General features: G+C 64.9%; 24 protein-coding genes, 1 tRNA gene and 1 riboswitch. Of the genes, 15 read left to right on the forward strand and 10 right to left on the reverse strand.

Annotation, left to right across the window (positions count from 1 at the left end):
- Positions 1-24: 24 nt before the first annotated feature.
- The 3 genes from KYC_RS09595 (at position 25) to KYC_RS09605 (ending at position 2,484) form a co-directional block, all read left to right on the forward strand.
- Positions 25-924, forward strand: coding sequence for a helix-turn-helix domain-containing protein (locus KYC_RS09595; RefSeq protein ID WP_008161437.1), 900 nt, complete (start codon positions 25-27; stop codon positions 922-924).
- A 205-nt stretch (positions 925-1,129) separates the two neighbouring features.
- On the forward strand, positions 1,130-2,131 hold the full coding sequence (locus KYC_RS09600; protein ID WP_008161439.1) for a Bug family tripartite tricarboxylate transporter substrate binding protein: 1,002 nt from the start codon (positions 1,130-1,132) through the stop codon (positions 2,129-2,131).
- A gap of 35 nt (positions 2,132-2,166) precedes the next feature.
- Entirely contained in the window at positions 2,167-2,484 is a 318-nt protein-coding gene (locus KYC_RS09605; RefSeq protein WP_008161441.1) for an NIPSNAP family protein, read from the forward strand.
- 33 nt (positions 2,485-2,517) lie between these two features.
- Here KYC_RS09605 and speG read toward each other — a convergent pair whose 3' ends face one another.
- Together speG and KYC_RS09615 are read right to left on the reverse strand one after the other, a co-directional pair.
- Positions 2,518-3,102, reverse strand: coding sequence for a spermidine N1-acetyltransferase (gene speG, locus KYC_RS09610; protein WP_008161443.1), 585 nt, complete (start codon positions 3,100-3,102; stop codon positions 2,518-2,520).
- Positions 3,103-3,152: 50 nt separating this feature from the next.
- On the reverse strand, positions 3,153-4,067 hold the full coding sequence (locus KYC_RS09615) for a LysR family transcriptional regulator (protein WP_008161444.1): 915 nt from the start codon (positions 4,065-4,067) through the stop codon (positions 3,153-3,155).
- A gap of 217 nt (positions 4,068-4,284) precedes the next feature.
- On the opposite strand from KYC_RS09615, the gene KYC_RS09620 reads away from it, so the two are divergent.
- Positions 4,285-5,601, forward strand: a complete 1,317-nt coding sequence (locus tag KYC_RS09620) for an MFS transporter (RefSeq protein ID WP_008161445.1) — start codon at positions 4,285-4,287, stop codon at positions 5,599-5,601.
- Between the two features lie 24 nt (positions 5,602-5,625).
- Positions 5,626-7,122, forward strand: a complete 1,497-nt coding sequence (locus tag KYC_RS09625) for a M81 family metallopeptidase (protein ID WP_008161446.1) — start codon at positions 5,626-5,628, stop codon at positions 7,120-7,122.
- A 55-nt stretch (positions 7,123-7,177) separates the two neighbouring features.
- On the opposite strand, the gene KYC_RS09630 is transcribed toward KYC_RS09625, so the two are convergent.
- Together KYC_RS09630 and KYC_RS09635 are read right to left on the reverse strand one after the other, a co-directional pair.
- On the reverse strand, positions 7,178-7,882 hold the full coding sequence (locus KYC_RS09630; protein ID WP_008161447.1) for a riboflavin synthase: 705 nt from the start codon (positions 7,880-7,882) through the stop codon (positions 7,178-7,180).
- An 88-nt stretch (positions 7,883-7,970) separates the two neighbouring features.
- A complete protein-coding gene (locus KYC_RS09635) occupies positions 7,971-9,407 on the reverse strand; it encodes an aldehyde dehydrogenase family protein (protein WP_167310243.1) in 1,437 nt (478 codons plus the stop codon).
- A gap of 296 nt (positions 9,408-9,703) precedes the next feature.
- Here KYC_RS09635 and KYC_RS09640 point away from each other — a divergent pair, with 296 nt between their 5' ends.
- The 3 genes from KYC_RS09640 to KYC_RS09650 all read left to right on the forward strand — a co-directional run bounded on the left by KYC_RS09640 (position 9,704) and on the right by KYC_RS09650 (position 11,617).
- Positions 9,704-10,507 (forward strand): FadR/GntR family transcriptional regulator, encoded by an 804-nt coding sequence (locus KYC_RS09640; protein ID WP_008161449.1) that lies wholly within the window; start codon positions 9,704-9,706, stop codon positions 10,505-10,507.
- A gap of 18 nt (positions 10,508-10,525) precedes the next feature.
- Positions 10,526-11,308, forward strand: a complete 783-nt coding sequence (locus KYC_RS09645; RefSeq protein WP_008161450.1) for a 3-oxoacyl-ACP reductase — start codon at positions 10,526-10,528, stop codon at positions 11,306-11,308.
- A gap of 84 nt (positions 11,309-11,392) precedes the next feature.
- Positions 11,393-11,617, forward strand: coding sequence for a hypothetical protein (locus tag KYC_RS09650; RefSeq protein ID WP_008161451.1), 225 nt, complete (start codon positions 11,393-11,395; stop codon positions 11,615-11,617).
- 62 nt (positions 11,618-11,679) lie between these two features.
- Here the strand turns inward: KYC_RS09650 and KYC_RS09655 are convergent, their stop codons facing one another.
- From KYC_RS09655 to KYC_RS28630, 3 genes are all read right to left on the reverse strand, one after another.
- Positions 11,680-11,979, reverse strand: coding sequence for a hypothetical protein (locus KYC_RS09655; protein WP_008161452.1), 300 nt, complete (start codon positions 11,977-11,979; stop codon positions 11,680-11,682).
- Positions 11,961-12,656, reverse strand: coding sequence for a DUF2778 domain-containing protein (locus KYC_RS28625; protein ID WP_238531906.1), 696 nt, complete (start codon positions 12,654-12,656; stop codon positions 11,961-11,963). Before KYC_RS28625 ends, KYC_RS09655 begins: the two co-directional genes overlap by 19 nt.
- An 83-nt stretch (positions 12,657-12,739) precedes the next feature.
- A complete protein-coding gene (locus KYC_RS28630) occupies positions 12,740-13,093 on the reverse strand; it encodes a GrlR family regulatory protein (RefSeq protein WP_081478011.1) in 354 nt (117 codons plus the stop codon).
- A 304-nt stretch (positions 13,094-13,397) separates the two neighbouring features.
- Here KYC_RS28630 and xth point away from each other — a divergent pair, with 304 nt between their 5' ends.
- Together xth and KYC_RS09665 are read left to right on the forward strand one after the other, a co-directional pair.
- Complete coding sequence (gene xth, locus KYC_RS09660) at positions 13,398-14,180, forward strand: exodeoxyribonuclease III (protein ID WP_008161454.1); 783 nt, start codon at positions 13,398-13,400, stop codon at positions 14,178-14,180.
- A gap of 69 nt (positions 14,181-14,249) precedes the next feature.
- Positions 14,250-14,325, forward strand: a tRNA-Ala gene (locus tag KYC_RS09665).
- A gap of 86 nt (positions 14,326-14,411) precedes the next feature.
- Here the strand turns inward: KYC_RS09665 and KYC_RS09670 are convergent.
- The gene (locus KYC_RS09670) at positions 14,412-15,863 is read right to left on the reverse strand and encodes a sodium:solute symporter family protein (protein WP_008161455.1); all 1,452 of its coding nucleotides are present in this window, start codon (positions 15,861-15,863) and stop codon (positions 14,412-14,414) included.
- Between the two features lie 98 nt (positions 15,864-15,961).
- A riboswitch (TPP riboswitch) is annotated at positions 15,962-16,068 on the reverse strand.
- Positions 16,069-16,211: 143 nt separating this feature from the next.
- Here KYC_RS09670 and KYC_RS09675 point away from each other — a divergent pair.
- Positions 16,212-17,498 (forward strand): LLM class flavin-dependent oxidoreductase, encoded by a 1,287-nt coding sequence (locus tag KYC_RS09675; RefSeq protein WP_008161456.1) that lies wholly within the window; start codon positions 16,212-16,214, stop codon positions 17,496-17,498.
- Positions 17,499-17,661: 163 nt separating this feature from the next.
- On the forward strand, positions 17,662-18,867 hold the full coding sequence (locus KYC_RS09680) for a DesA family fatty acid desaturase (protein ID WP_008161457.1): 1,206 nt from the start codon (positions 17,662-17,664) through the stop codon (positions 18,865-18,867).
- 53 nt (positions 18,868-18,920) lie between these two features.
- Here the strand turns inward: KYC_RS09680 and KYC_RS09685 are convergent, their stop codons facing one another.
- Entirely contained in the window at positions 18,921-19,103 is a 183-nt protein-coding gene (locus KYC_RS09685; protein WP_008161458.1) for a hypothetical protein, read from the reverse strand.
- Between the two features lie 310 nt (positions 19,104-19,413).
- Between KYC_RS09685 and KYC_RS09690 the strand changes: the two genes are divergently transcribed.
- On the forward strand, positions 19,414-20,049 hold the full coding sequence (locus KYC_RS09690) for a TetR/AcrR family transcriptional regulator (RefSeq protein WP_008161459.1): 636 nt from the start codon (positions 19,414-19,416) through the stop codon (positions 20,047-20,049).
- A gap of 3 nt (positions 20,050-20,052) precedes the next feature.
- Here KYC_RS09690 and KYC_RS09695 read toward each other — a convergent pair whose 3' ends face one another.
- A complete protein-coding gene (locus KYC_RS09695) occupies positions 20,053-20,736 on the reverse strand; it encodes a MarC family NAAT transporter (protein WP_008161460.1) in 684 nt (227 codons plus the stop codon).
- Positions 20,737-21,284: 548 nt separating this feature from the next.
- Between KYC_RS09695 and KYC_RS09700 the strand changes: the two genes are divergently transcribed.
- A complete protein-coding gene (locus KYC_RS09700) occupies positions 21,285-24,245 on the forward strand; it encodes a T6SS effector BTH_I2691 family protein (RefSeq protein WP_008161461.1) in 2,961 nt (986 codons plus the stop codon).
- A 157-nt stretch (positions 24,246-24,402) separates the two neighbouring features.
- Positions 24,403-25,116 carry a DUF6708 domain-containing protein gene (locus KYC_RS09705; protein ID WP_337999273.1) on the forward strand — a complete coding sequence of 238 codons (714 nt, stop codon included), beginning with the start codon at positions 24,403-24,405 and terminating at the stop codon, positions 25,114-25,116.
- Positions 25,117-25,299: the final 183 nt, after the last annotated feature.

The following is a 25,299-nucleotide window of genomic DNA, read 5'->3' on the forward strand; positions in this document are numbered from 1 at the left end:
GCGCGCCGCCAAGGAGACTCCCGCTTGTCCGCAGGCACGAATTCGCCCTTTCAGGAACCGTTTCCCACCTTCGAATCTTCCGATTTCTCGGGAGAGGGCTCGTTCTACTTCGACCTGGTGCGCCTGGAAGATCGCGACGACATCCCGCGCGGCTTTCTGCACCGGCACCGCTATTACCACCTGCTCTGGATGAGCCAGGCGCGCGGCACGCACATGCTGGACTTCGAGCAGCACGAGGTCCGCGACCACTCCGTATTCTTCCTGTCGCCCGGCCAGATCCACGCCTGGACGTCCTCGGTCAAGCCGCGCGGCTATGTGCTGAACATCAGCACGGACTTCTTTGCGCACATGTTCCCGCGCGCGGACGACATCGCCAAGTTTCCCTTCTTCCACCTGGCGGGCGGCTCGCCGGCCATCTACCTCTCGCGCGAACAGCATGACGGCATGCTGCCGCTGCTGGGCGAAATCGAACGCGAAACGCGCGACCGCCAGACGGGGCGCTTCGACGTCGTGCGCTCGTACCTGCTGATCCTGCTGACGCAATTGCGCCGCCTCTATCCGGCCGATGAGCGCGAAACGGTGGCCGGCCCCAGCTATTCGCTGGCCAAGCGCTTCACCCTGCTGATCGAAGAGCGCTATCTGGAATTCAACGCCGTCCGGCAGTACGCCGACGCCCTCTGCGTCAGCGAACGCCAGCTCAACGACGCGGTCAAGCGCAGCGTGGGCCGCACCGCCAGCCAGCTGGTGCAGGAGCGCATCGCGCTGGAGGCCAAGCGCCTGCTCAGCAATACGGCCATGGGCATCGCCGAAATCGCGTTCCAGCTGAATTTCGAGGATCCGGCCTACTTTGCCCGCTTCTTCAAGAAGCACGCCGGCTGCACGCCCGGCGATTTCCGCCGCAAACACTGCCGCCCCCTCGAATAAGGTCCGCCCGCCACAGATCCGCGGAAAAGTGCAACACAAGCACTGATCTGTCCTAACGCGCCCGCCGCCGGGCTGCGTAAAGTTCATCGGGGCTCACCCCCGTTGCAATGCGGACTGCCTAAAGCGCCCCGCCTGACGCGACTGCGCGACAGCGCACGCTGCCGCGTCCTGGCGCGCACATAAAAAACCGATATTGGAGAGAGACATGACTACCCCCCTGCCCCCGCTGCGGCGGATGAGAGCGGCCGCGTTCCTGACGCTGGCGACCCTGTGCGCAGTCGCCGCCGCCCCCGCATCGGCCGCCGCTACCGGCTACCCCGAGCGCCCCCTGCGCATCATCGTGCCCTTCGCTGCGGGCGGGGCCACCGACGTCATCGCGCGGACCGTGGCGCAATCCATGTCCGTGCGCCTGGGCCAGCCCGTGGTGGTGGAGAACAAGGCGGGCGCCAACGGCAACATCGGCGCCGTCATGGCGGCGCGGTCCGAGCCCGACGGCTACACCCTGCTGATGGCCACGTCCAGCCACGCGATCAACGCCACGCTCTATCACAAGCTGGACTACAGCCTGACGCGCGACTTCGCGGGCCTGTCTAACCTGGCGTCGGTGCCCCTGCTGCTGGTGGTGAATCCGTCGGTGCCGGCAAAGACGCCCCAAGAGCTGGCGGCCTACGCCAAAGCCAACGGCAACCGCGTGAACTACGCCTCGGGCGGCACCGGCACCGCGTCGCATCTGGCCGGCGCCCAATTCAGTTCGCTGGCCGGGGCGCAGATGACGCACGTTCCCTACAAAGGCGGAGCGCAGGCGCTCAACGACGTCATGGGCGGCCAGGTCCAGATCATGTTCGCCAACCTGCCCGAAGTGCTGTCGCAGGTGCAAGCGGGCCGGCTGACGCCCATCGCCGTGACGGGTGCGCAGCGCCACGCGGCCCTGCCCGACGTGCCGGCGTTCGCCGAAACGCCCTACACGGCGATGAACGCCCGTTCGTGGTTTGGCCTTTTCGTACCCGCCGCCACGCCGGCGCCCGTGGTGGAAAAGCTGTCGCAAGCCATCACCCAGGGCGTGTCGGACCCGGCGGTGCAGGACAAGCTGAAAGGACTGGGCGCCGATCCGGTCGGCAACGGCCACGCCGCCTTCCAGCAATACGTGAACCAGGAAGTCGAACGCTGGAGCGCGCTGGTCAGGCAGTCCGGCGCCACGGCCGACTAGAGAATTTTCGCAACACCCATCAAGAAGGATGCACCATGCTTTACGACGTACGTACCTACACCTGCCGCGCCGGCACCATCAGGAAACACCTGGCGCTTTATGCCGAACACGGCTATGAGGTGCAAAGCCGCCATCTGGGCAAGCCCCTGGCCTACATGCAGACCGAGACGGGCAACGTCAACAGCTACATGCACATCTGGGTCTACGCCAGCGCCGCCGACCGCGAGGCCAGGCGCCAGGCCCTGCAGAAGGATCCCGCCTGGGCCGCCTACCTTGCCAGGAGCGCGGACGCCGGCTATCTGATCAGCCAGGAAAACCGGCTGATGACGCCCACGGCGTTCTTCACGCCCTGATCCGGCGCGGCGGGCCTCCCGGGGCGGGAGGCCTCAGCCCGCCTGCTCTTCCTGCGGCCAGTCGCGCAGCACCGGCGCGTCTGGAGCGCCCGGCCCGACGTCGCGCAGGTGGTCGTGCTGCAGCAGGGCCATGCGGTAGGCGTCGCGATAGGCGCCGTTGGAAAAGAATTCTTCCTTCAGCAGGCCTTCGATCTTGAAGCCGCAGCGCTCGTACACATGCACGGCGGCCGCGTTGTCCTTGTCCACCACCAGATAGACCTTGTGCAGATTCAGCACGCGGAACGCATAGCCGACGGCAATGCGGGTCGCGGCCTTGGCGTAGCCCCTGCCCTGGTAGCTGGGCGCGATGATGATCTGGAATTCGGCGCGGCGGTGGATGTAGTCGATCTCCACCAGTTCGACCAGGCCGGCCGGCTGCCCGGTGTCGTGCTCGATGATGAAGCGCCGCTCGTTCTGGTCGTGCAAGTGGCGGTCGTACAGGGCGGCCAACTCGTCGTAGGCCTCGTAGGGCTCTTCGAACCAGTACCGCATGATGACGTCGTTATTGTTGATCTTGTGCACAAAGTGCAGGTCGCCGCGTTCCAGAGGGCGTATTTTGATATCGGATATGACCGACATGATTTACCTCCGCAAGTCTGGCCATTGTATGCCGCGCGGCCTGCGTTCCGTCAGGCGCTGGCGAACGCCGGCAGGCGCTGCTCGATCCTGCGTATCACCTCGTCGGCGGCCGACGACAGTGGCCGCCCCAGGCGCAGCAGGGCCTGGCATTCCGGCGCGCTCAGGATGGGATGGGCGATCTCCAGCGCCACAAGCTCGCCGCTGGCAAGTTCGCGGTGCACGCCCAGGTTGGGCATCAGCGTAACGCCGGCGCCGCCCAGCGCGTATTGCTTGAGCACTCGCAGCGAATTCGTGGTGAGGCTGGGGGTCAGGTGGATGCGCTCGGTGAATTCCAGCAGGTCCACCGCCTGGCGCAGGCCGTAGGGCGCGGACATCAGCGCAAACGGGTACGGCAGTATGTCCGCGATGGTGAGCGGCGCGCGCCGCTTCGCCAGTTCGTGGCCGGGCGCGGCCAGCAGGCAGACCGGATGCTTGCGGCTGACGCGGCAGCGCAGCCGCGGATCCACGGGCGGGTTATAGGCCAGCCCGATATGCGCGGCGTCGGTCGCCACGGCTTCCACCACTTCGTTCACCGACCCCACGTTGACGCTGATGTTGATCTGCGGATATTCGACGCAGAACGGGGCGATCACGTGCTCCATCAGGCTGTCGATGAAGCCCTCGCTGATCATCAGGTGCACGTTGCCGCGCTGCATGCCGCGCAGTTCCTGCAGGCGCGCGTTCAGGTGCTCATGCTGGGCGCGGCAGCCCCGGTGGTATTCCAGCAGCATGTCCGCCGCCTCGGTGGGCGCCAGCCCGCGCGCGCGGCGCTCGAAGAGCTGCACGCCGAGCTGCTTTTCCAGGAGCTGAATCTGGCGGCTGATGACCGAGGCCGCCGTATCGAGCTTGTCGGCCGCGCCGCGGATCGAGCCGCAGGCCATGACCTCGTGGAAGTACTTCAGGCGGACCTGGCTGATTTCCTGCATTCCCTTGTTCCTGTCGCGCGGCGCGCATTGGCCGTTGATTGACGCATCGCCTTAAGCATCGCCTTGAGCGTTGCCCTGAGCGTTGCCCGCAAGGCAACGATAATTATCACCCAGGTCATTGTCTGGAACGCGGCTGTCTCCCAATATGGGCGCCGCCGGCAACGCCGGCGCCATCCCATGCCACCGCGGGCGCAAGAACCGCCAGAGGAGACAAGCAATGCCGAATCCAACCATGCCGGGCGCAGACCCGCGCCTGGCCCCGCTATACCGCAAGATCACGTGGCGCCTGCTGCCGTTCCTGCTGCTGTGCTACGTCTTTGCCTACCTGGACCGCATCAACATCGGCTTCGCCAAGCTGCAGATGCAGCAGGACGTGGGGATATCCGACGCCGTCTACGGACTGGGCGCGGGCATCTTCTTCCTGGGCTACGTGATGTTCGAAGTGCCCAGCAACCTGCTGCTGACGCGCATCGGCGCGCGCCGCACCATCAGCCGCATCATGGTGCTGTGGGGCCTGACGTCGGCATCAATGCTGTTCGTGCAGGGCGAATGGAGCTTCTACATCCTGCGCTTCATGCTGGGCGTGTTCGAGGCGGGCTTCGCGCCGGGCATGATTTTCTACCTGACCTACTGGTATTCGCAGTCGCGCATGGCGGGCGTCATGGCGGTGGTGATGCTGGCCGGCCCCATCGGCGGCATCATCGGCGGGCCGGCGTCCGCCTGGATCATGACGGCCTTCTCGGGCGCGCACGGCCTGGAAGGCTGGCAGTGGATGTTCCTGCTGGAAGGCCTGCCCTGCGTGCTGCTGGGCGTGGTCGCGTTCTACTTCCTGGACGACAAGCCCGCCGAGGCGCGCTGGCTCAGCGCCGACGAAAAGGCGCTGCTGGCGGCCGACCTGGAATCGCGCGGCGCGCAGAAAAAGCACGCCTTCGCGCAGGTCCTGCGCGACCCGGCCATCTACGGCATGGCCCTCACCTACTTCTGTCTGATCTGCGGCATCTATGCGGTCAGCTTCTGGCTGCCGACCCTGCTCAAGATCGCCGGCGTGCAGGACACGATGGAGATCGGCCTGTATTCCGCAATCCCGTATCTGTGCGCCGCCGCCTTCATGCTGTGGTTCGCGCGCAGTTCCGACCGGATGCAGGAGCGGCGCTGGCACACCCTGGCGCCAGCCCTGCTGGCCGGCATCTCGCTGTGCGTGGCGACCGCCGCGCCCACGCAGTTCGCCCTGTCGCTGTCGGCCATCACCCTGGCCACGGGATTCATGTGGGCCGCCTACACCGTGTTCTGGGCCATCCCGTCGCAGTACCTGAAAGGCGAGGCGGCGGCCGGCGGCATCGCGCTCATCAACAGCATCGGCCTGTTGGGCGGTTTTCTCAGTCCGTCTATCATCGGCTGGTCCAAGCAGGCCACCGGATCCCTGTCCGGCGGCCTGTATGTGATTTCGGCCCTGCTGGTGGCGGGCGCCCTGCTCCTCCTGGTCAACCGCCCGCCCCAGGCCACGCCCGACAAACCCGCGCCCGCGCGCGCCTGAAGTCCAACTCGACAGGAATCAATCATGCATATTCTGGTTGCTGGCTTCCAGCATGAAACGAATACCTTCGCGCCGTCCAAGGCCGGATACGAAAACTTCATCCGCGGCGAAGGCTTTCCGGCAATGGTGCGGGGCGCGGACATGCTGGCGCTGCGCGAGGTCAACATCCCGGCGGGCGGATTCATCAATGCCGTGATGGCCGAGGGCCACACAGTGCAGACCGTGATCTGGGCGGGCGCCAGCCCGTCGGCCCACGTGACGCAAGACGCCTACGAACGCATCGCTGGCGAGATCCTGGACGCGGTCCGTGCAGGCGGCCATGACGCCGTCTACCTGGATCTGCACGGCGCGATGGTTACCGAACACCTGGACGACGGCGAAGGCGAACTGCTGGCCCGCGTGCGCGACATCGTGGGCCCTGACGTGCCCGTCGTGGCCAGCCTGGACCTGCACGCGAACGTCACCGCCCGCATGCTGGAAATGGCCGACGGCCTGGTGGCGTTCCGCACCTACCCGCATGTGGACATGGCCGACACCGGCGTACAGGCCGCACGCCTGCTGCTTGCGCGCCTCCAGGCCGGCACGCAATGGAAGCGCAGCGAACGCCGCCTGCCCTTCCTGATCCCGATCAACGGCATGTGCACGATGCTGCAACCCTCGCAGGGCGTGTACGAAATGCTCGGGCGGCTGGAGCAGACGCCGGGAGTGGCTTCGATCTCGTTCGCGCCGGGCTTTCCCGCCGCGGACTTCCCGGAATGCGGTCCGGTCGTGTGGGCCTACGGCACGGACGCCGCCGCAGTGGAGCAAGTGACCGAAACGCTCTATGCGCGCGTGCTGGCGCTGGAACCGGAATGGTCGCCCGATTTCCTGGCGCCGGCCGACGCCGTGCGCCGCGCGCAAACGCTGGCGGCGGATGCGTCGCGCCCCGTGGTGATTGCCGACACGCAGGACAACCCGGGCGCGGGCGGCGACGCCAACACGACCGGCATGCTGCGTGCGCTGGTGCAGGCCGACGCGCAGAATGCGGCGCTGGGCCTTTTCTATGATCCGGACGCGGTGCGCCAGGCGACGAGCGCGGGCGTGGGCGCCACTGTAAAGCTGAGCCTGGGCGGACAGTCCGGCGTGGCGGGCGATGCCGCCTTCGAAGGCGAATTCGTGGTCGAAATGCTGTCGCCCGGCAAGCTGCGCTTTGACGGGCCGATGATGAACGGCATGGACGTGGACCTGGGCGCGGTCGCCACCCTGCGGATCGGCGGCGTGCGCGTGGTGGCCAGCGCCGGCAAGGCGCAGATGCTGGACCGCAACCTGTTCCGCGTGGGCGGCGTGCAGCCCGAGGAAATGGGCATCCTGGTGGTGAAGAGTTCGGTGCACTTCCGGGCGGACTTCCAGCCCATCGCGCACGAGGTGCTGGTGGCCAAGGCGCCGGGGCCGATGCAGGCCGATCCGGCCGACCTGCCCTGGACGCGCCTGGCGCCGGGCATGCGGGTGCGGCCGCTGGGACGGCCGTTCGCGGCAAACTAAGCCGCCAGGCCAGCGGGCGCGCCAGTGGCGCCCCGCCAGGCGCGGGCGGCCATGCCTACTTCAGCTTGCCCTGCGGGCTGACGAAATCTTCCAGCGTCAGCCCCTTTTCCTTCAAGATGGCTTCCAGCAGCGGCTGCAGCCGGCCCAGGCTTTCCTGGACGGTTTCGCGCACGGTGTCGACCACGACCTGCGTGCTGCGCTCGATCTCGATATTGACCAGATCGCCCGCCTGCTTGTCCTCGAAGACCGTCATGCGGCGCGTTTCGGGGATCAGCCATACCTCGAACCAGCCTTCGGCGCGATTCACTTCCGACACGGTCAGGCTGGCGCCGTTGATGGCGATATAGCCCTTGGCAAACACGTACTTGCGGAAAGCTTCGGGAATGCTGAAGCGCATCAAGCGGTTGGTGTCCGACGACTTCACCATCAGCACTTCCGACGTGAAGTCCACATGCCCCGACAGCGGATGGCCGCCGATCTCGGCGCCGTCCTTGGCCGCGCGCTCGACGTTGGCGCGGTCGCCTTCGGCGTAGCCGCCCAGCGTGGTGATCGCCAGGCTTTGCAGCATGACGTCGAAGGTGGCCTGGTTCTCGGACAGGATTTCAGTAACGGTCAGGCAGACACCGTCGGTCGACACGCTGGCGCCGATGGCCAGGTCAACGCAGAAACCAGGGGGGAAATCCAGCGTGAAGGTGCGCAGGCCTTCGCGATCCGCGATCTTGGCGATCTTCGCGGTGCCTTGAACAATACCGGTGAACATACGGATCCTGAATGCGGGGCGGCAAGCCCCGGAAGCAAAACATCAACGTTAACCGATATTTTGCCCGGGGCCGCCGCCCGCACGCGGATCAGTGGCGGATGGCGATGGTCTTCAGGGTGGTGAAGCCGTACAGCGCCTCGAAGCCCTTTTCACGGCCGTAGCCCGACTGGCGCGAACCGCCGAACGGCAGTTCCACGCCGCCGCCCGCGCCGTAGTTGTTGATGAACACCTGCCCGGCGCGCAGCTTGCGGGCCAGGCGCAGCTGGCGGCCGCCGTCGCGCGTCCAGACGCCGGCCACCAGGCCATACAGCGTGCCATTGGCGATTTCCAGCGCCTCTTCCTCGGTGTCGAACACCATGGCGGCCAGCACCGGACCAAAGACTTCTTCCTGCGCCAGGCGGCTGTCCGGCGGCACGTCGCGGAACAGCACGGGCGGCTGGTAGAAGCCCGCGTCCGGCGTGCCGTCCTTGAGCTTGCCGCGCGCGGCGACCTTCATGCCTTGCGCTTCCGCTTCCGCCAGGAAGCCGCGCACGCGGTCCTGCTGGCGGGCGTTGATCAGCGGGCCCACGTCCAGGTCGGCGGCGGCCGGGCCGGTGACGGTGGCCGAGAACGCGTCGGACAGGCGCTTGAGCACGGTCTCGTACACGCCGCGCTGGATCAGCACGCGGCTGCCGGCCGAGCAGGTCTGGCCGGCGTTCTGGATGATGGCGGCCAGCAGCACCGGCATTGCTGCGTCCAGGTCGGCGTCGTCAAACACGATCTGCGGCGACTTGCCGCCCAGTTCCAGCGTGACGGGCACGTGGTTTTCGGCGGCGGCGTGCGCAACCATCTTGCCCGTCTGCGGCGAACCGGTGAACGAGATGTGGTCGATGCCGGGATGCGCGGACAGCGCGGCGCCCGCTTCGTGGCCGTAGCCCGTGACGATGTTCAGCGCGCCGGCGGGCAGGCCCACTTCGGCGGCGATCTCAGCCAGCTTCAGCAGCGACAGGCAGGCGTCCTCGGCGGGCTTGACCACGCAGGCGTTGCCCGCGGCCAGCGCGGCGCCGACACTGCGGCCGAAAATTTGCAGCGGGTAGTTCCAGGGCACGATGTGGCCGGTCACGCCATGCGCTTCGCGCACGGTCAGCACGGTGAAGCCCGGGGTGTACGGAATGGTCTCGCCGTGCAGCTTGTCCACCGCGCCGGCGTAGAACTCGAAATAGCGCGCCACGGCGGCGGCGTCGGCGCGGGCCTGCTTGATGGGCTTGCCGGTGTCGGCCGACTCCAGCTGCGCCAGTTCTTCCTGGCGGTCCAGCAGGGCAAAGGCGATGCGCATCAACAGGCGGCTGCGCGCCGCCGGCGCCATCTGCCCCCACTCGCCTTCGAAGGCGGCGCGGGCGGCCTGCACGGCGCTGTCCACGTCGGCTTCGTTCGAACGGGCGATTGCCTCGAAAGGCTTGCCATCGGACGGGTTCAGGACGGGAATGGTTTCACCGGTGGCCGCGGCCACCCATTGGTTGGCGATAAAGTTCTTCTGAGTCACGATGTGCGGAGTAAAGTAGCGGCCGGACGGCCGGTTGCGGGAATTGGGGTGGTCTCCAGGCGCTCGCGGCGGCTGGGCCGGTTGCGCCGCCGGCGCGTCGTGCGCGCGGGCGTTGTGGTTTGCCTGCCAAGGTACGGGAGCCCGCCAGAACTTGTCAATTGGATTGACAGCTTTTGTCCCAAGCTTCAGGATATTTTTTTGAATGATGGGGTTATCCCTAATATTTCAGGGGCTTATTGCCCCGCCGGGTTTGTACGGTCTGATGACAACCCTGCCCATAATGACTAGGAGCGCGCCTCATGAGCAATGTGCGTGACCCGCAGCTTGAATCGCTGCTGGCCGCGGCCACCCGCCCCCGTCCGGAACTGGACGTGCTGGCCGAGGTGGCTTCCGGCCTGGGCTATGTGCGCGCCGAGCGCTTCGCCGAGCGCGTCTACGAAAGCCTGTTCTACGCCATCGCCACCGGCAAGATCGCCCCGGGCAACAAGCTGCCGACGGAACTGGAACTGGCCGCGCTGTTCGAGGTGTCGCGCCCCGTCGTGCGCCAGGCGCTGGACCGCCTGCGCGAAGACCAACTGGTGGATTCCATCCGCGGCTCCGGCACCTACGTCAAATCCAAGCCCGACCTGATGGGCGGCATGCCGGCGGTGGACCCCGCGCGCCGGGTCGGCCACATCCTGGAAGGCCTGGAATTGCGGATGGTGATCGAACCCGAATGCGCACACCTGGCCGCCCTGCGCCGCAGCAGCGACGACCTGCAGGAAATGGACCGCATGCTCACCGGCTACGAAGAGGCCGACGCGTCCGGCGCCATCGCGCATCACCACGACTACGGCTTTCACCGCGCCATCGCCGCCGCCACCGGCAACCAGCGCTTCGTCCAGGTGCTCAAGTCGCTGGAATACGACGTCAGCCACGCCGTGAACGTCATGCGCCACCTGGTCCACAGCGAACCCTGGAAACGCACGCGCGCCGCCATCGACGAACACCGCCATATCTACAGACTGATCCGCGATCAGGACGCCGAGGGCGCGCGCAACGTCATGCGCGCCCACATCGAGAAAGCCCGCAGCCGCATGCTCAACAGCGGCACGGAACACTAAGCAGGAAGCCGTACCCTCATGTCTACGCAACGCCCCCAACTGAACCTGGACCAGCAGCTCGTCATCGTCACCGGCGCCAGCCGCGGCCTGGGCGCCGCCATCGCGCGGGCCTTTCTGCGCGAAGGCGCGAAGGTCGTCGTCAACTACCTGAACAGCGCCGACCGCGCAGAGGCGCTGGCCGCCGCCGCCCCGGACCGCGCGCTGGCCGTGCAGGCCGACGTGCGCGACCCCGCCGCCGTCGCCGCCATGGTCGCCCGCGCCAGCCAGCACTTCGGCCAGCCGGTAAGCACCATCGTCAACAACGCCCTGCCCGCCTTCCAGTTCAACGGCGACGCCCGCCCCCACGCCGACACGCTCGACTGGGCCCAGATGAACGCCCAGATCGAAGGCAGCGTGCGCGCGGCGCTCAACACCACGCAAGCCGCCCTGCCCGGCATGCGCGCCGCCGGCGGCGGCCGCATCATCAACGTGGGCACCAACCTGGTCCAGAACCCCGTGGTGCCCTACCACGACTACACCGCCGCCAAGGCCGCACTGCTGGCCTTCACCCGCACCCTGTCGCACGAACTGGGCGCGGACGGCATCACCGTCAACATGGTGTCGGGCGGCCTGCTGCGCACCACCGACGCGTCGGCGGCCACGCCCGACGCGGTCTTCGACATGATCGCCGCCGGCACGCCGCTGCGCGAAGTCACCACCCCGGAACAGTTCGCCGACGCGGTGCTGTTCTTCGCCTGCCCCTGGTCGCGCGCCGTGACGGGGCAGAACCTGATCGTGGATGGGGGGCTGGTCAAAGGCTGACCTGCTCATCAGCATTAAGCCCGGCATAAACGACCAGCCTCTCGTGTTACGGTTGAAAAGCGGATCGACCGCAAGTCAGGAGGCATGATGAAGACGCACATCACCTACCGTAAGCTCGACGGCAGCGAAGGCGTGGCGCTCGTCGATGGCGGAATTTCGGACACGCTGCAAGCCAAGCGCGAACTGGCAAACTGGCTGGATCTGCCCGAAGTGAATGATCCCGCCGCCGACCGCGAGGATATCGACGGCAGATTGCGGCACGGCGGCATCGTGCCGGATTCTGTCGAGTTCAATCACATCAGCGAATAGCTCGGCAGGAAGGCCCCGACGGTTATGTCGGGGCCTTTGCTATTGCGGCAAGCCCGGAGCAACTAACGAACCAGCCTCTTGCGCCCGCGCAGCCAGCGCATCAAAATCCAGACCAATGCGGTCGCCACCACCATAGTCAACGCCGCGGCGGTAAATACCACCAGGTACTCCACGTCGGCGGCATGTTCACAACAGCGAACCTCTACTCGCTGGTTCACCTGCTTCCAAACCCATTGCGGAATGGGGGCCCAGGCACTTGTGTCGCGGATCCAATAGAGGGTCAAACCAAGGCTGGACATAATGAGCCAGATGACCAGCACACAGCAGCGAAAAAGCCTGCGCATCATGAAGCCCTGGCGCATCGCACATTCACTATGCCATAGGCTTTGAGGGAAGACCCCGGAATCGAAGCGCCTTCACTTTTCAGCAAAATCTTGCGCACCGCCGTGAAGTCTGACTCACGCTCTACAGTGATGCAGCCCTCACTGATGCCCCTTCGACCTTTGGGATGCAGTCGAAAATTTCCCCTTTCGACTTCGCGGCAAAAGACCCAATCGTCCACCTTGCTGTCTTGGGCAAAGAGAGCAAACCAATCCCACCGGCCACCCACCCAGGTGTTGACGGCGCCCCGCAGCCCACCCGACGGACGGTCCACGATGTAGTACTTGCCGGCCGGTATTGGCCCGACGTTACGCAAACATGCAGACTCGCACTCATTGAAGTGCCCCTCCCTGCCGGAAAATGCGTCGACAGAAAGCCCGCGACCTTTCAGCTTGCTCATAGGTTGGCTGTTGAGCAAAAAGTCCCATTCAAACATCACCAGCTCCGTCAGATATTCGGAAGAGCCAGGATGCGCTTCGAATCCTGATACGGAAATAGGTTTGGTCCGATATTCAGTATGGAAAATATCATCCGTCTTGGAATGATCCAGATCTGAGGCGCCCCCACCCTGCCAGGAACAACCCAAGATTGCTGAAGCGCCGCAAAAAAAAGGCCGTGTTGGAACACGGCCTTCCTGGATATCGCCGGACGAAGTCATCGTCCCCGAGGCTTCTCGCGAAATGAGGCTGCCGGCGGTCCCCAATATCGCAGATGCCGCTCAAAGACGAACTTACCCAGACATTAAAACTCCAGCGGAGCTATGAAAGCCCCCGTGATCACAATGCCGGGGCCGCCAGTAGGGGAAGGCCCACCGAGTTGAAACGAAGTTCCGTCACCTGTCCCGGAAAGCGTCAGGCTGAAAGGCTGCGATCCAGTATTGAATACGCTGTTTGCGTTCCTGACATACGCCCGGACTGAGAGCAGTGCAGTCATGCTGGCTGGAACGCTCGGATCGGATCCCGTAACTCCGTAGGTCCCGCTATAGATCATCTGATCATCACCACCTCGAATCACGCCATCGTCCAATACGACGATACCTCCGGCGCCGGGTAGACTTGCCGCGAAATCGACTTTGTAAAAACCATTTTTCAACATGACTTACTCCTCTTTAGCGTTCGTGGGTGCAAGCTGATGAGGAGTATTGATACTGTCCGCAGGTCTGTCTCTGCGATTGCGCAAGTCCAGATCACTTGATGCACTGCGCTCTCGGGTTCCGATAACCCAGGCAAAGCAGGCGGGCAAAAGGTTCTGCCACCCCATAGATCCCAACGCAAGCAGGTATCATCAGGCCTTGCCCTCCGCGCCAGCTGCCTGTGCCCCGGATCGTAGCCATATGTGCAGCTAGACCGGGTTTTGAAAGGCGCTGGAAGCAGCACCAATCACCGGTCTACGAAAAAACATGAAATTAGCCACCTGGAACGTCAACTCCCTGAACGTGCGCCTGCAACAAGTCCTGGACTGGCTGGCCGCCAATCCCGTCGACGTGCTGTGTATCCAGGAGCTCAAGCTCACCGACGACAAGTTCCCCGAGGCCGCCTTCAAGGAAGCCGGCTATCACGCCGTCTGGGCCGGCCAGAAGACCTACAACGGCGTGGCCATCATCTCGCGCGTGCCGGGCACGACCATGGTGCGCAACATTCCCGGTTACGAAGACCCCCAGCAGCGCGTGCTGGCCCTGACCTTCCCCAGCCCCGAGGGCGATGTGCGCGTCGTGTGCGCGTACTGTCCCAACGGCCAGTCGGTGGGGTCGGACAAGTACGCCTACAAGCTGGAGTGGTTCGAGGCCATGCGCAAGTGGCTGGCCGAAGAGATCAAGCAGTACCCCCGGCTGGCGGTGCTGGGCGACTATAACGTCGCCCCCGCCGACGAAGACGTGCACAATCCCGAAAAATGGGAAGGCCAGGTGCTGGTGTCCGAGCCCGAGCGCCGCGCCCTGCGCGACCTGATCGACCTGGGCCTGACCGACTCTTTCCGCCTGTTCGAGCAGCCCGAGAAGTCCTTCAGCTGGTGGGACTACCGCCAGTTCGCGTTCCGCCGCAACGCCGGCCTGCGCATCGACCATGTCCTGCTGTCCGCCCCGCTGGTCAAGCGCTGCGTGGCCTGCGTGATCGACAAGGAACCGCGCCGCAACGAGCAGCCCTCGGACCACGCGCCGGTCATCGCCACCCTGGAATTCGCCTGAAAAAATATTGCGGCCAGACGTGTTGCGCGGACCGGGCGGATTCTGTATATTTGCGGTCTTGCTTGATTTGGGGCGGTAGCTCAGCTGGGAGAGCGTCGCGTTCGCAATGCGAAGGTCGGGAGTTCGATCCTCCTCCGCTCCACCAAATTCCAGACGGAAAAGCCTTGGACCACGAAAGTGCTCCAAGGCTTTTTTGTTTCTGCGGGCCTGCGAACAGGCCCGCGCCCCGCGTCAAACCCGCTCCTGATCCAGCCTGCGCACCGCGGTGCTCAAGGTCGAAAAGTCGAATTCCTGCCTGCCCCGCATGACGCACCGGATCAGCACCGTCGTCACGACCGGCACAAACGCCGCCAGCAGGAAGGATTCCAGCAGGTAGGTCGGCTTGTCGCCCGGCGCGGGGAAGAAGAACAGGCCGGCGATGAGGCCCGAAATTGTGGCGGCAGTGGCGGTGAAGCCGTCGTGCTTGCGGCTGAAGAGGCCGTAGAACACCGGGAAGGCGGCTGCCGAGCACAGCAGGTCGGCAAGCAGGAACAGATACAGCACGCTGTAGCCCTGCGAGGCCACGATCATGACCGGGATCGCCATCAGCAGCACCAGCCAGCGCGCCAGGCGCTTCATGGTCACGGCCCGGGCGTCGGGCATCAGGCGGCGCAGGTCGACCGCGATGATGCTGGTCACTGCGCTGATCGCGGTGTCGGCGGTGCTCATAACCAGGGACAGGCCCAGCGGGATCAGGGCGATCACGAACCAGGCGGGCGCATGCGGCATGATGACGCCGAACAGCGCGATCGAGCTATCGCCCCCGGGCGCCAGCGCGACAAAAGCCAGGCCGAACAGCCCCATCAGGAAAATGAATGGCGCCACCAGCGCGCCTCCCAGCAAAAAGCCGTTGCGCATGGTGCGCGCATCGCGCGCGGCGTAGATGCGTTGCCAGTTGCCCTGGTGGAAGATGCCGGTCAAGAGGATGGCCACGAAGAAGGTCAGCCCCGCCTTCACCCCGACCGGATCGGTCAGGTCCAGGAGCTGCGGCGCCTTGGCCTGCAGCGCCTCGACGGTGGGCAGCACGCCGCCGGTCGCCTGCCAGCCGACGAAGCACAGCACCACCAGCAGCGGCACGATGATCATCATCTGCACCTGGTCCGTGAAAATGGACGAACGCAGCCCGCCGTAGGTGGTGTAGAGCAGGGTCGTGCCCATCACGATGGCGGCGGTAGCCCACAGCGGCACGGGCGCCAGCATGGCGACCAGCTTGGCGATGGCGGTGATTTCGGCCGACAGCGCAATGAACAGATAGAACAGCATGATGAAGAGCGCCAGCCCGTACATGGGCCGACCGTAGCGCGCCATCAGGAACTCGGTCAGCGTGTGTCCATGCGGAATCAGTTCGCGCATGCGCCGTCCCAGCGGAATCATGACCAGGCGCGGCGACATCGAGCCCAGCGCGTAGCCGATCACGGCCGCCAGGCCGCCCCAGGTGGCGGCCTGCGCGGGCGAGAACAGGATCCATGCGCCCAGCGTGGACGCCATCAGGGTCAGGATCGTGCCGATCGAGCCCTGGCTGTTGCGCGCCACGATGTAGTCTTCCAGCGTGCTGCGCTTGCGCCGCGTGTAGAACACGCTGGCTGCGGCGAACCCGCCGGAAAACAGCAGCAGCCATATCAGGGCGGTGGATTGGGTCAGCATGCGGGTCGGTCCTCCCGCGTACGGCATGCGGCCGGACGCGCTACGCGGCGGCCCCGGTCTTGGGGCCGCAAGATGAATGAAATCCAGGGAGGTCGCGCGAGACTTGCGTTGTCCTTCCCTTCGCCGGCATTACCCGGATCAGGTTCAAAGGGTTACCGCGGCGGTGCGGAATCTCAGCCCGTAAAGGGCTCCCCCAGGAATTGCCGCAAGGTTAGGAGAGCGGCGCGCCAATGTCAACGCGCGGCGGATCGGGGCCGCCGCGCCGGTTTATGCTAAGTTCGCCCGCTTCCGGCACCCGAGTACGTGCCCGCTGTCGCAACTCTTGAGGCAACCGACGAGCTGATCGCCATGATGCACCTGAACCTGTTCATTTTCGGCTGCGGCCACCACCGCGCCGCCTGGCGCCATCCACTGTCGGCGGCCGAGCGCCTGGGCGACATCGGCTACTACGAGGAACTGGCCCGCACCGCCGAACGCGGCAAGCTCGACGCCATCTTCTTTGCCGACGGCCAGTCGATGGACAACATCGGCGACGGGCCGCGCTGGCATCTGGAGCCGCTGACCACCATGGCGGCGATCGCGCGCGCCACCACCCGCATCGGCCTGATCAGCACGGTTTCCAGCACGTTCTTCACGCCCTTCCACGCGGCGCGCATGGTCGCCTCGCTGGACCACATCTCGGGCGGCCGCATGGGTTGGAACGTGGTCACGTCGATGTTCGACGCCGAGGCGCGCAATCACGGCTACGAGGCCATGCCCGGCCACGACTGGCGCTACGCCCGCGCCGAGGAATTCGTCGACGTCGCGCTGCGGCTGTTCGATTCCTGGGAAGACGACGCGCTGGCCATCGACCGCGGCGGCTTCTACGGCGTCCCCGAGCGTCTGCACAAGATCAACCACCACGGCGACCACTTCCTGGTGGACGGCCCCCTGACGGTGCCCCGCCCTCCACAGGGCCATCCGGTGCTGTTCCAGGCCGGCGCCTCGGACCAGGGCCGCGACCTGGCGGCCCGGCGCGCCGAGGCCATTTACGCGGTGGCCTACGACCTGGCCGCGGCGCAGTCCTATTACCGCGACATCAAGCAGCGCGTGCGCGCCGCCGGCCGCGACGCCTTCGTGCCCATCATGCCGGGGCTGGTCACGTATGTGGGATCGACCGAAGCCGAAGCCCGCGCCAAGCAGCGCGAACTGGACGAACTGCTGCCCAGCGACGCTTCGCTGCGGCAATTGGGGATGTTCGTGCTGCAGGACTGCTCGGGCTGGGACCTGGACGCGCCCGTGCCGCCCCTGCCCCCCTTGTCCGAGTTCACCGGCCCCAAGGGCCGGTACGCGACCATTCTGCGCATCATCGAAACCGAGCAGCCCACCGTGCGCCAGCTGCTGGGCCGGCTGGCCGCGGGCGGCGGCCATTGCACGATGGTCGGAACGCCCGGGCAGATCGCGGACCGGATGGAGCACTGGTTCAGGAACGAAGGCGCCGACGGCTTCAACCTGATGCCGCCGTCGTTGCCCGGCGGAATCGACGACTTCGTCGAGCACGTGATTCCGGTGCTGCAAAAGCGCGGGCTGTTTCGCACAGACTACGAGCATCACACCTTGCGCGGCCATCTGGGACTGGAAAGACCGAGGCGCTAAGCCGGCCGCCAGGGCTGCATTGTTGCCATTCCAGCAATAGACCTACCCGGCCTGCCGGGTATTTGTATCGCCGCGCGCCCCCTAGAATCGTCCGGGCGGCGACGCGGGGTTCGGCCCAGGCGTTGCGTCCGCTACGTCTACAGTCGTATCCCGGTTTTTTTGAATGCAACCCTTCCTGGAATTTCTTGCGCACGGCCTGTTTCACTTCAGCATCTGGCAGATCGTCCTGATCACGCTGGCCGCCACGCACATCACCATCGCCGGCACCACCCTTTACCTGCATCGCAGCCAGACCCACCGCGGGGTGGATTTCCATCCCGCCGTGGCCCATTTCTTCCGCTTCTGGCTCTGGCTGACCAGCGGCATGAAGACGCGCGAATGGGTGGCGGTGCACCGCAAGCACCACGCCAAATGCGAACGCGAAGGCGATCCGCATTCGCCGGCCGTCTATGGCGTGATGCGCGTGTTCCTGCGCGGCGCCGACCTGTACCGCATCGAGGCGTCGATGGCGGACACGCTGGAACGCTATGGCCGCGGCACGCCCGACGATTGGCTGGAGCGCAAGGTGTACACCCCGCACAGCACCTGGGGCATCCTGATCATGCTGGTCGTGGACGTGCTGGCGTTCGGCGCGCTGGGCCTGACCGTGTGGGCCATACAGATGGCGTGGATTCCCTTCTGGGCGGCCGGCGTCGTCAATGGGCTGGGGCACTTCGTGGGCTACCGCAATTTTTCGAGTCCTGACGCCAGCACCAATCTGTCCCCCCTGGGCCTGGTGATCGGCGGCGAAGAGCTGCACAACAACCACCACGCGCACGCGACATCAGCCAAGTTTTCGAGCAAATGGTACGAATTCGACCTGGGCTGGCTGTATATCCGCGTGCTGCAGACGCTGGGCCTGGCCAAGGTGCGCCGCGTGGCGCCCAAGCGCGTGCTGCGCGACCGCGCGCACGCTGGCCGACCGGCGGACCTGCGCACCCTGGAAGCGGTGCAAACCCATCGCTACGACGTCATGCGCCGTTTTGGCGCCCTGCTCAAGCAGACCGCCTTGCGCGAACTGCGCGCACGCAAGGCCGTGGAAAAGCGCGCCACGCTGAAATGGCGGCGGTCGGTGCTGCGCAAGTTCCTGTTGCGCCAGGACGCCCTGCTTAGCGAACCCCAGCGCAGTCAGCTCAACTCCGCCCTGAACGGGATGGAACAAGTGCAGCGCCTGGTGGACATGCGGCAGGCCCTGGCCCGCCTGTGGGAAAGCTCGTCCGACAGCAGCGAACAGCTATTGCAGCAATTGCGCGCCTGGCTGGCGCAGGCCAGCGGGAGCGGCATCAATGGCCTGTCCCGCTTTGCGCGGGATCTGGCGCGCTACGCCTGAACGCCGCCGCGGCCGGGCGAAGATCCGCCCGCCGCGGCAGACGGACGCGGACATCAGCCGAACTGGTTGGCGGGCTGGTGCTTCTTTTCCGCACGCGGTTTCATGGATGTCGGCGCCGGTGTGCGGGCGCGTGTTGCCAGCCAGTCGTAGAGCACCGCGCCGGGGTGTCGCATCAGCACCGTGACAACACCCGCAACCGCCAGCGCGACGAAGCTCCAGATCAGCCAGGTAATCATGCCGACCTCCCGCGCCCGCGGCCAGGTCCACCGCCGAACACGGCAGCCAATATGGCGCGGCAAGGGAGCAACCCGGACGAATTCGCCAAGTCGGAGGGCAACGCCGGCCAGGGGCTGGACCCCGTGCGCGACTGATCCAGGTAATCGGTCATAGCTTGGTGATACGCAAAAACTGAAACGCGGGGCCGGGATTCCTAGCACCCGCGCGTCGAATATTCAATAGTGTAATGTACTCTACATTACATTGTTACAACAGACTACATTAAGCCCCTTGGACTGGAAATAAGACCATTCGCAAAGGAGAGCCGAGTTGACCGATTCCGCCGATCCGACGCCGCGGCCGCTGACGCACAAGGGAGAGGCCCGGCGGCTGCGGCTGCTCGACGCGGCGACCCAATCGCTGCTGGAGCACGGGTATGCGCAGACTTCGATCCAGCGCATCGTGCAGCAGGCCGGCGGTTCGGCGGCCACGGCCTATCAACTGTTCGGCAACAAGGAAGGCCTGCTGGCGGCGGTGCTGCAGCACGAATTGGACAAGATGCAGGCGGCGGTGTTTCCCGCCGCCCTGCCCGATCAGCCGGTCGGCCCCGCCCTGCACGATCTGGCCGTGCGGCTGCTGACGTATGCGGTCCAGCCCCAAGCCGTCGCGCTGCACCGCCTGCTGGTGGCCGAGTGCCATCGCATGCCGCAGCTTGCGGCATCCCTGCAGCAGGCGGTGGACAAGCAGGTGCACGAGCCCCTGGAACAATGCCTGCGGCAGGCCTGCGACCGGGGCGAACTGAAAATCGACGACCTGCGCCAGGCCGCGCTGACGCTGGGCCACCTGATCAACGGCGCCGCGTTCCAGGCGCGCCTGGACGGCGGTCATGCCGGCCCCGCGCCGGCCAGCCTGCTGGCCACCTGCCGCTATGGTGTGGACATGCTGCTGCGCGCCTACGCGGCTTGATGTTCAGAGATTCGGGTACTTGCCGATGAGTTCGAACACGCCGTTGATGACGAACTGCACGCCCATGCACACCAGCAAAAAGCCCATGACGCGCGCGATCGCCTCGACGCCGCTCTTGCCGATCACGGCCACGATGCGGCCCGCCCAGTGCAGGCACACCCAGAACAGCACGCCCAGCAGCGAAAACACAATGACCGGCGCCACGGCCACGACCCAGCGCGCGTAGTCAGGTTCGATCGCGCTATCCACCGACGCCGCGCCGCTGATGATCATCGCGATCGTGCCCGGCCCCGCCGTGCCCGGCAGCGCCAGGGGCACGAAGGCGATATTCGGGCTCTCGCGCTCCAGCGCGTCGGCTGTCGCCTCCGCCTCCAGCGCGCGCGGCTGGTCCGATGGAAACAGCATGCTGAAGCCGATGGTCACCACGATAAGGCCGCCCGCGATGCGCAGCCCGGGAATCGAGATGCCGAAGGTATGCATCAGCAGCGCGCCGGCGTAATAGGTCACCAGCATGATGCCGACCACATAGAACGCGGCCTGGGTTACCTGGCGCTGCCGTTCCCGGAATGGAATCTGCTGGCCCAGCGACAGCAGCAGCGTCATGGACGTCAGCGGATTGGCCAGCGGCAGCATCAAGGCCAGGCCCAGGCTGACTAGCTTGCCCAGTTGGATCAATTCGTCGGTCATGGAGGCTCGCTAGAGGGGTCGCGGCAGGCGGCCCGCACAGAGGGACCTGCCTGAAGCGCCGGTCGGTCGCCGGCCCGCGCAAGGCACTCTACCTTACCAAGCTTTGCGGTTCATGCCCTGCTGGCGGCGGCGCAGAGGCCGCTTGAACCCGCAAGACACGCCGTTGAGCCGCCCGATGATTGCCCGGGCCGAAGCCGGAGACTGACGGCTTACCACACGGAAATCGTAGAGGACAAGGCGTAACCGTCTGGTGGGTAGCCACCGAGATTGTGTGGGCACTGCTTGCGCGCTGGTATCCAAAGCTCAAGCGTCCGAACCGCATCAAACCCCTCCGAAACTATTAGGGCAAGTCCTAGCAATCGCTCGATAGATCGGGACCAGTCCCATATACGAGAAGCCAGCGATTGCGCAGGATTGAGCGCTATTCGCCGGCCACCTCTGGCTACTGCATAGCGACGAGGCCCGCGTCCTCCTTAACGACCTCACAGAGTCCCCTCAGGCCCGCCTTCGCAAGTTGGAAGCGCTGGCGCGGGAGAAGGAATCTTCCAATGGCTAAAGCAAGTGCTGGCAGTGCAACGTCGACACCGGCATGCAGTCCGCGCGTTCCCATCCTGCCCATCCGCTACGCGGTCGTGCCCAACGCGGGCGGCGCGCCGCTGTACCGGTATGCCGAGTCCGGCTTCAAGCTGGAGCAGGGCTTACCCAGGATCGAGCTCTCCTCCTACACCTTGCGGGCGCTTCGGCCTGGGTACGTCTACGTCTTCATGAAGGGCTCCAAGGGCGAAAAGTTTGTCATCCATGAATACGACGGCGAGGGCCACTACAAGGAACTGACCTACCTGGGTCTGGAACAGTATCACCGCAGGGATCGTTACCGGACCGTAAGCAGCCGGGGTTGGGTTTGGGCCGATACGAGCCCCGACACCGCCAGCGAAGTCTGGATCGGCTTCAGCCCGCACCTATGGACCAATGCCGTCACAGCCAGGATGGCGGCGGACCCGTCTGCGCGCAAACGCCATATGCGCCAGATCGACATGGCTGAGTTGACCTCTGGCGAGAAAACCCCCTCAAGCCAGCCGCACGTGTTGCCCGCCAGCGCATTGAGCCATTGGGTCGAGGACTTCAAGCCCAGGGACCAGCGCATGGACCTGGATTGGAGCAGCCATTCCAGCAAGGACGATCTGCCCATCAGCACCTTTCTGGCCCAGGGGCAGCACTATCGCTACACGCAGCCGCGGGTGCCGGTGGTAGTCGTACTTAATGATGCGGAGGGCTTGAGCCTGGATCTCGGCCTTTCGGTCGCTGCCTACCAGCACCAACTGCGCGACATCTTGCCAAGCCAACAGCATGAGGCCATTGCAAAACAAGGCAAAGCGGAGTTCGCCGTACCCGCCTGCTTCAGCCAGGATGTCGAAAAGCTGAGTGTCCAAAGCCAGCGCTATCACCATAAGAATCTGGTTGCGATACTGCTGGAGCAGACGCTGCAATCCATGTACCCGGCGGACCAGACGCCGCCGGACACCCTGGCCAGGTTGCGCGACGAATACCAGCGCAAGCAAGTTGGCGGTAGGCGCCGGGCGACGCTTTCCGAATTGCGCTATCAGGTTCTTACCGATAGCCGCATCTCGCCGATGGGCCGACGCCTCGCTGAGCGCATTGATACCGCCAAATATCACGCCTTCCTGGCCGAACGCGACCAGCGCGAGGCGCACCTGCGATCCTGCCTCGACACCGCCCTGAAGGCTTGCCGTGACCATGACCGATGGCTGGCCACGGCAGAGTCTGAGCACCGGGACGTTCCCACCAGCCTGGCCGCCGCGCTGGCCGCCTACGACCGTGACGAGCGCCTGTCGGCCGGGGGGCTGGAAGTGTCTCTGGCCCTGATGATCCACCCCATGAGCCAGGCCCTGCCGGGCACCGAAGACGACGACGCGCGATTCCAGCGGCTGTCCGCCTGGCTGGACAGGCAGGACAGTCCGCTTTACATGGCGCTGGCGCCATTCAACCCTTTCAAGGAAAAGGCAGATTCGGTCGGCACGCTGTTGGGGGCCGCCGACAACGCCATCGAAGGGCTGGCCGGCCGCTTCCCCGCCATGACCGGAATCACCGACTTGACGGCTGAGGCGGTGACGACCGTGGTGCTCACGCGTCTGCCAGGCAAGACGCGCTGGACCGCCAGCGACAGTTTGCGGCAGCGGGTGCTGGCCGCCGTCCAAGAGGCCAATGGGGAGAAAGCCTTGGGATTGATTGGCGCGCGCTACCGCGTCACCGACCAGGCAGTGCTGAACGATGCCTACAGCAAGGAAGTGAACAATTTTCTTCAGTCCGGGATGGCCGAAGTCACCGAGAATAAGCGTGTCCGAATCACCGGTACCCGTACCGTCACCGTCGAGCAGGCCCTTACCCGGCGCGTGCGCCCGAACGTCTCGGCGTTGCTGACCACTGCCGGGGGTGGGGGGCTGAATGTGGGCATGCTTTGGTTCAATGTGATCAGCCTCAAGTCCGCGTATGCGAGCTTGGAGAAGGACGCCGACGTTGCCGCTTCCGCCGCTTTTGCGTCCGCAATCTTCGGCGTGGCAGGGGCCACGGCCGCCGTTTTGGTCAGCGCCCGCGCAACGCAGAAGGTGCTTGTGCTGCGCTATGCGGCAGCGGCGCCGGGTATGGAATTTGGCAATGGGTTCATGCGGTTCATTGCGGGAAATTTGTTCGCGCGGTTGGCGGGGTATCCCGCGATATTGGCCGGTTTAGCTTCTGATGGAGCGTCCTTTTTCCGAAAGCGGCAGCATGGCGATGGCGTAGCCGCTGACTATACGGTCGGCGGCGGCGTTCTGGTCGGGCTTGGTTCTGCTGTCGTACTTGAAGGCGCCTTAGCCATTGCAGGCCCAACAGTGGTAATTCCATACGCCGGGTGGGCTGCCGCGGCGATCGTGCTTGTGGGCGCTGGGATTCTTGCCGGTGGCGTATGGCTTCACTCCCTAGCGGCGGCACGCGTTCACAGCCCCCTCGAACTCTGGGCGGCTCGCGGCATCTTTGGCACGCGCAAGAACGACGGCGAAATCCGCACTGGCATCGCGTTAGACGCAGACAAGATGCTTCCCCCCTTTGACGACGTGGCCGAGGAAATCAAGGCCTGGTATGCCGCGTACTACGCGCCGCAACTCCTGGAAAAGCACGAGGCCGAGGTGCTGGGTGTCAAGGATGTCGACAGCCGGTGGCAAAGCGCATCCTCATGGTCAATCACGAGGAGTGCCACTCCAAGCGTCGTGGAGTTCACCGTTTTGTGTCGGGGATACCTCATCGGGCAAAGCGCTTGGTCCGAAATACTCGAACAAGACAAAGTGTGCGTTCCCGCCACCCCTGCCTGCTACGACACCGCGGCAGGGCTGGTCCTGCATTACAGGAAGGAAATCACGGATGCTCATCAAATGATATTGACGGTCAATTACAGCCCAAATCAGGGCATGGATGAAAGTGCCGTGGCCACCGTGCAGTTCAAGTTGGAGGGCTGAGGAAGTGGCTATATCGTGGCAGTTTTCAAGACAGGGCAGAACGGGCTTGGCGCCAGCTATCGGCGATCAATTGGTCAGCGTTGATCGGCATGTTCTCTGCCTGCGGAATCCATGGATAGCGGATTCAGTGTTCATGGGGAAAATGTACACGTCATCCATGCTATTTCTCTTCTTGCTGTTTATTTGGCTTGGGTGGGACTCTGGAATTTGGCGTATATCAAATGCCTCCGACCTTCTGTCACTCCTATTGGCTCAAGTAGTAGCTCCATTCTTCGCTGCCCCTCTTTTGTGGTACCGAATTTTCTACATAAAACGCCTATCCAACTTCTACTTCAACCGCAAAACCCAGCGCATTTACTACCAGCGCAACAAGACGCTGATAGCCTTCGATTGGGCCGAGACTGAGGGCGGCGTATTCGTGCGTAACGAGTTTGGCGGCAGCTCGTTCAGCACGAATTTTGCCTTGGCCTTCGGCCCGCGGCCGGCGCCGGGCGAAGAGAAGAAACGCATCGCCCTCTGGGTCGACAGCAACGCATCCACCAATCCCGACCCGCGCCACGTTGCCCAGGTTTGGGAGTACATCCGTCAGTTCATGGAAAAAGGCCCCGACCGGTTGCCCGAGCCAGGCGAGCCGAACTGGTGGTATGTGCCGCTACACAGCATCTGTCTGACACCGGCCGCAGCTTGGCGCCATTACGCCCCATGGCGTACCGGCGAGCCGGGCGAGCGGCAGGGTAAGAAGAACTGGCTGTTGCCGATGTGGCTGGTGCTGTTCCCCTACAACCTGTTTTCGGCATTGTGCTGGTGCGCAGTCTGCCGCCTGTTCAACGTGCGAGCCGCGCCGCCGCCCGCGCAAGCTTTGGAAGGTTGAGGCTGGGATTTGGTGGCGCAGCGGGGATTTGATGAAAGCGCCGTGGCCACCGTGCAGTTCAAGTTGGAGGAGTAAGGCAGTGGCTATATCGTGGCAGTTTTCAAGACAAGGCAGAACTAGCTTGGTGGCGGCTAGCGGACAAGGCCAAGTATGCCGGCGAGAATGCCCCCGTAAGTGGCAGCG

Origin of the sequence: Achromobacter arsenitoxydans SY8 (genome assembly GCF_000236785.1) — a bacterium.
In the GTDB taxonomy this organism is placed as follows: domain Bacteria; phylum Pseudomonadota; class Gammaproteobacteria; order Burkholderiales; family Burkholderiaceae_B; genus Achromobacter; species Achromobacter arsenitoxydans.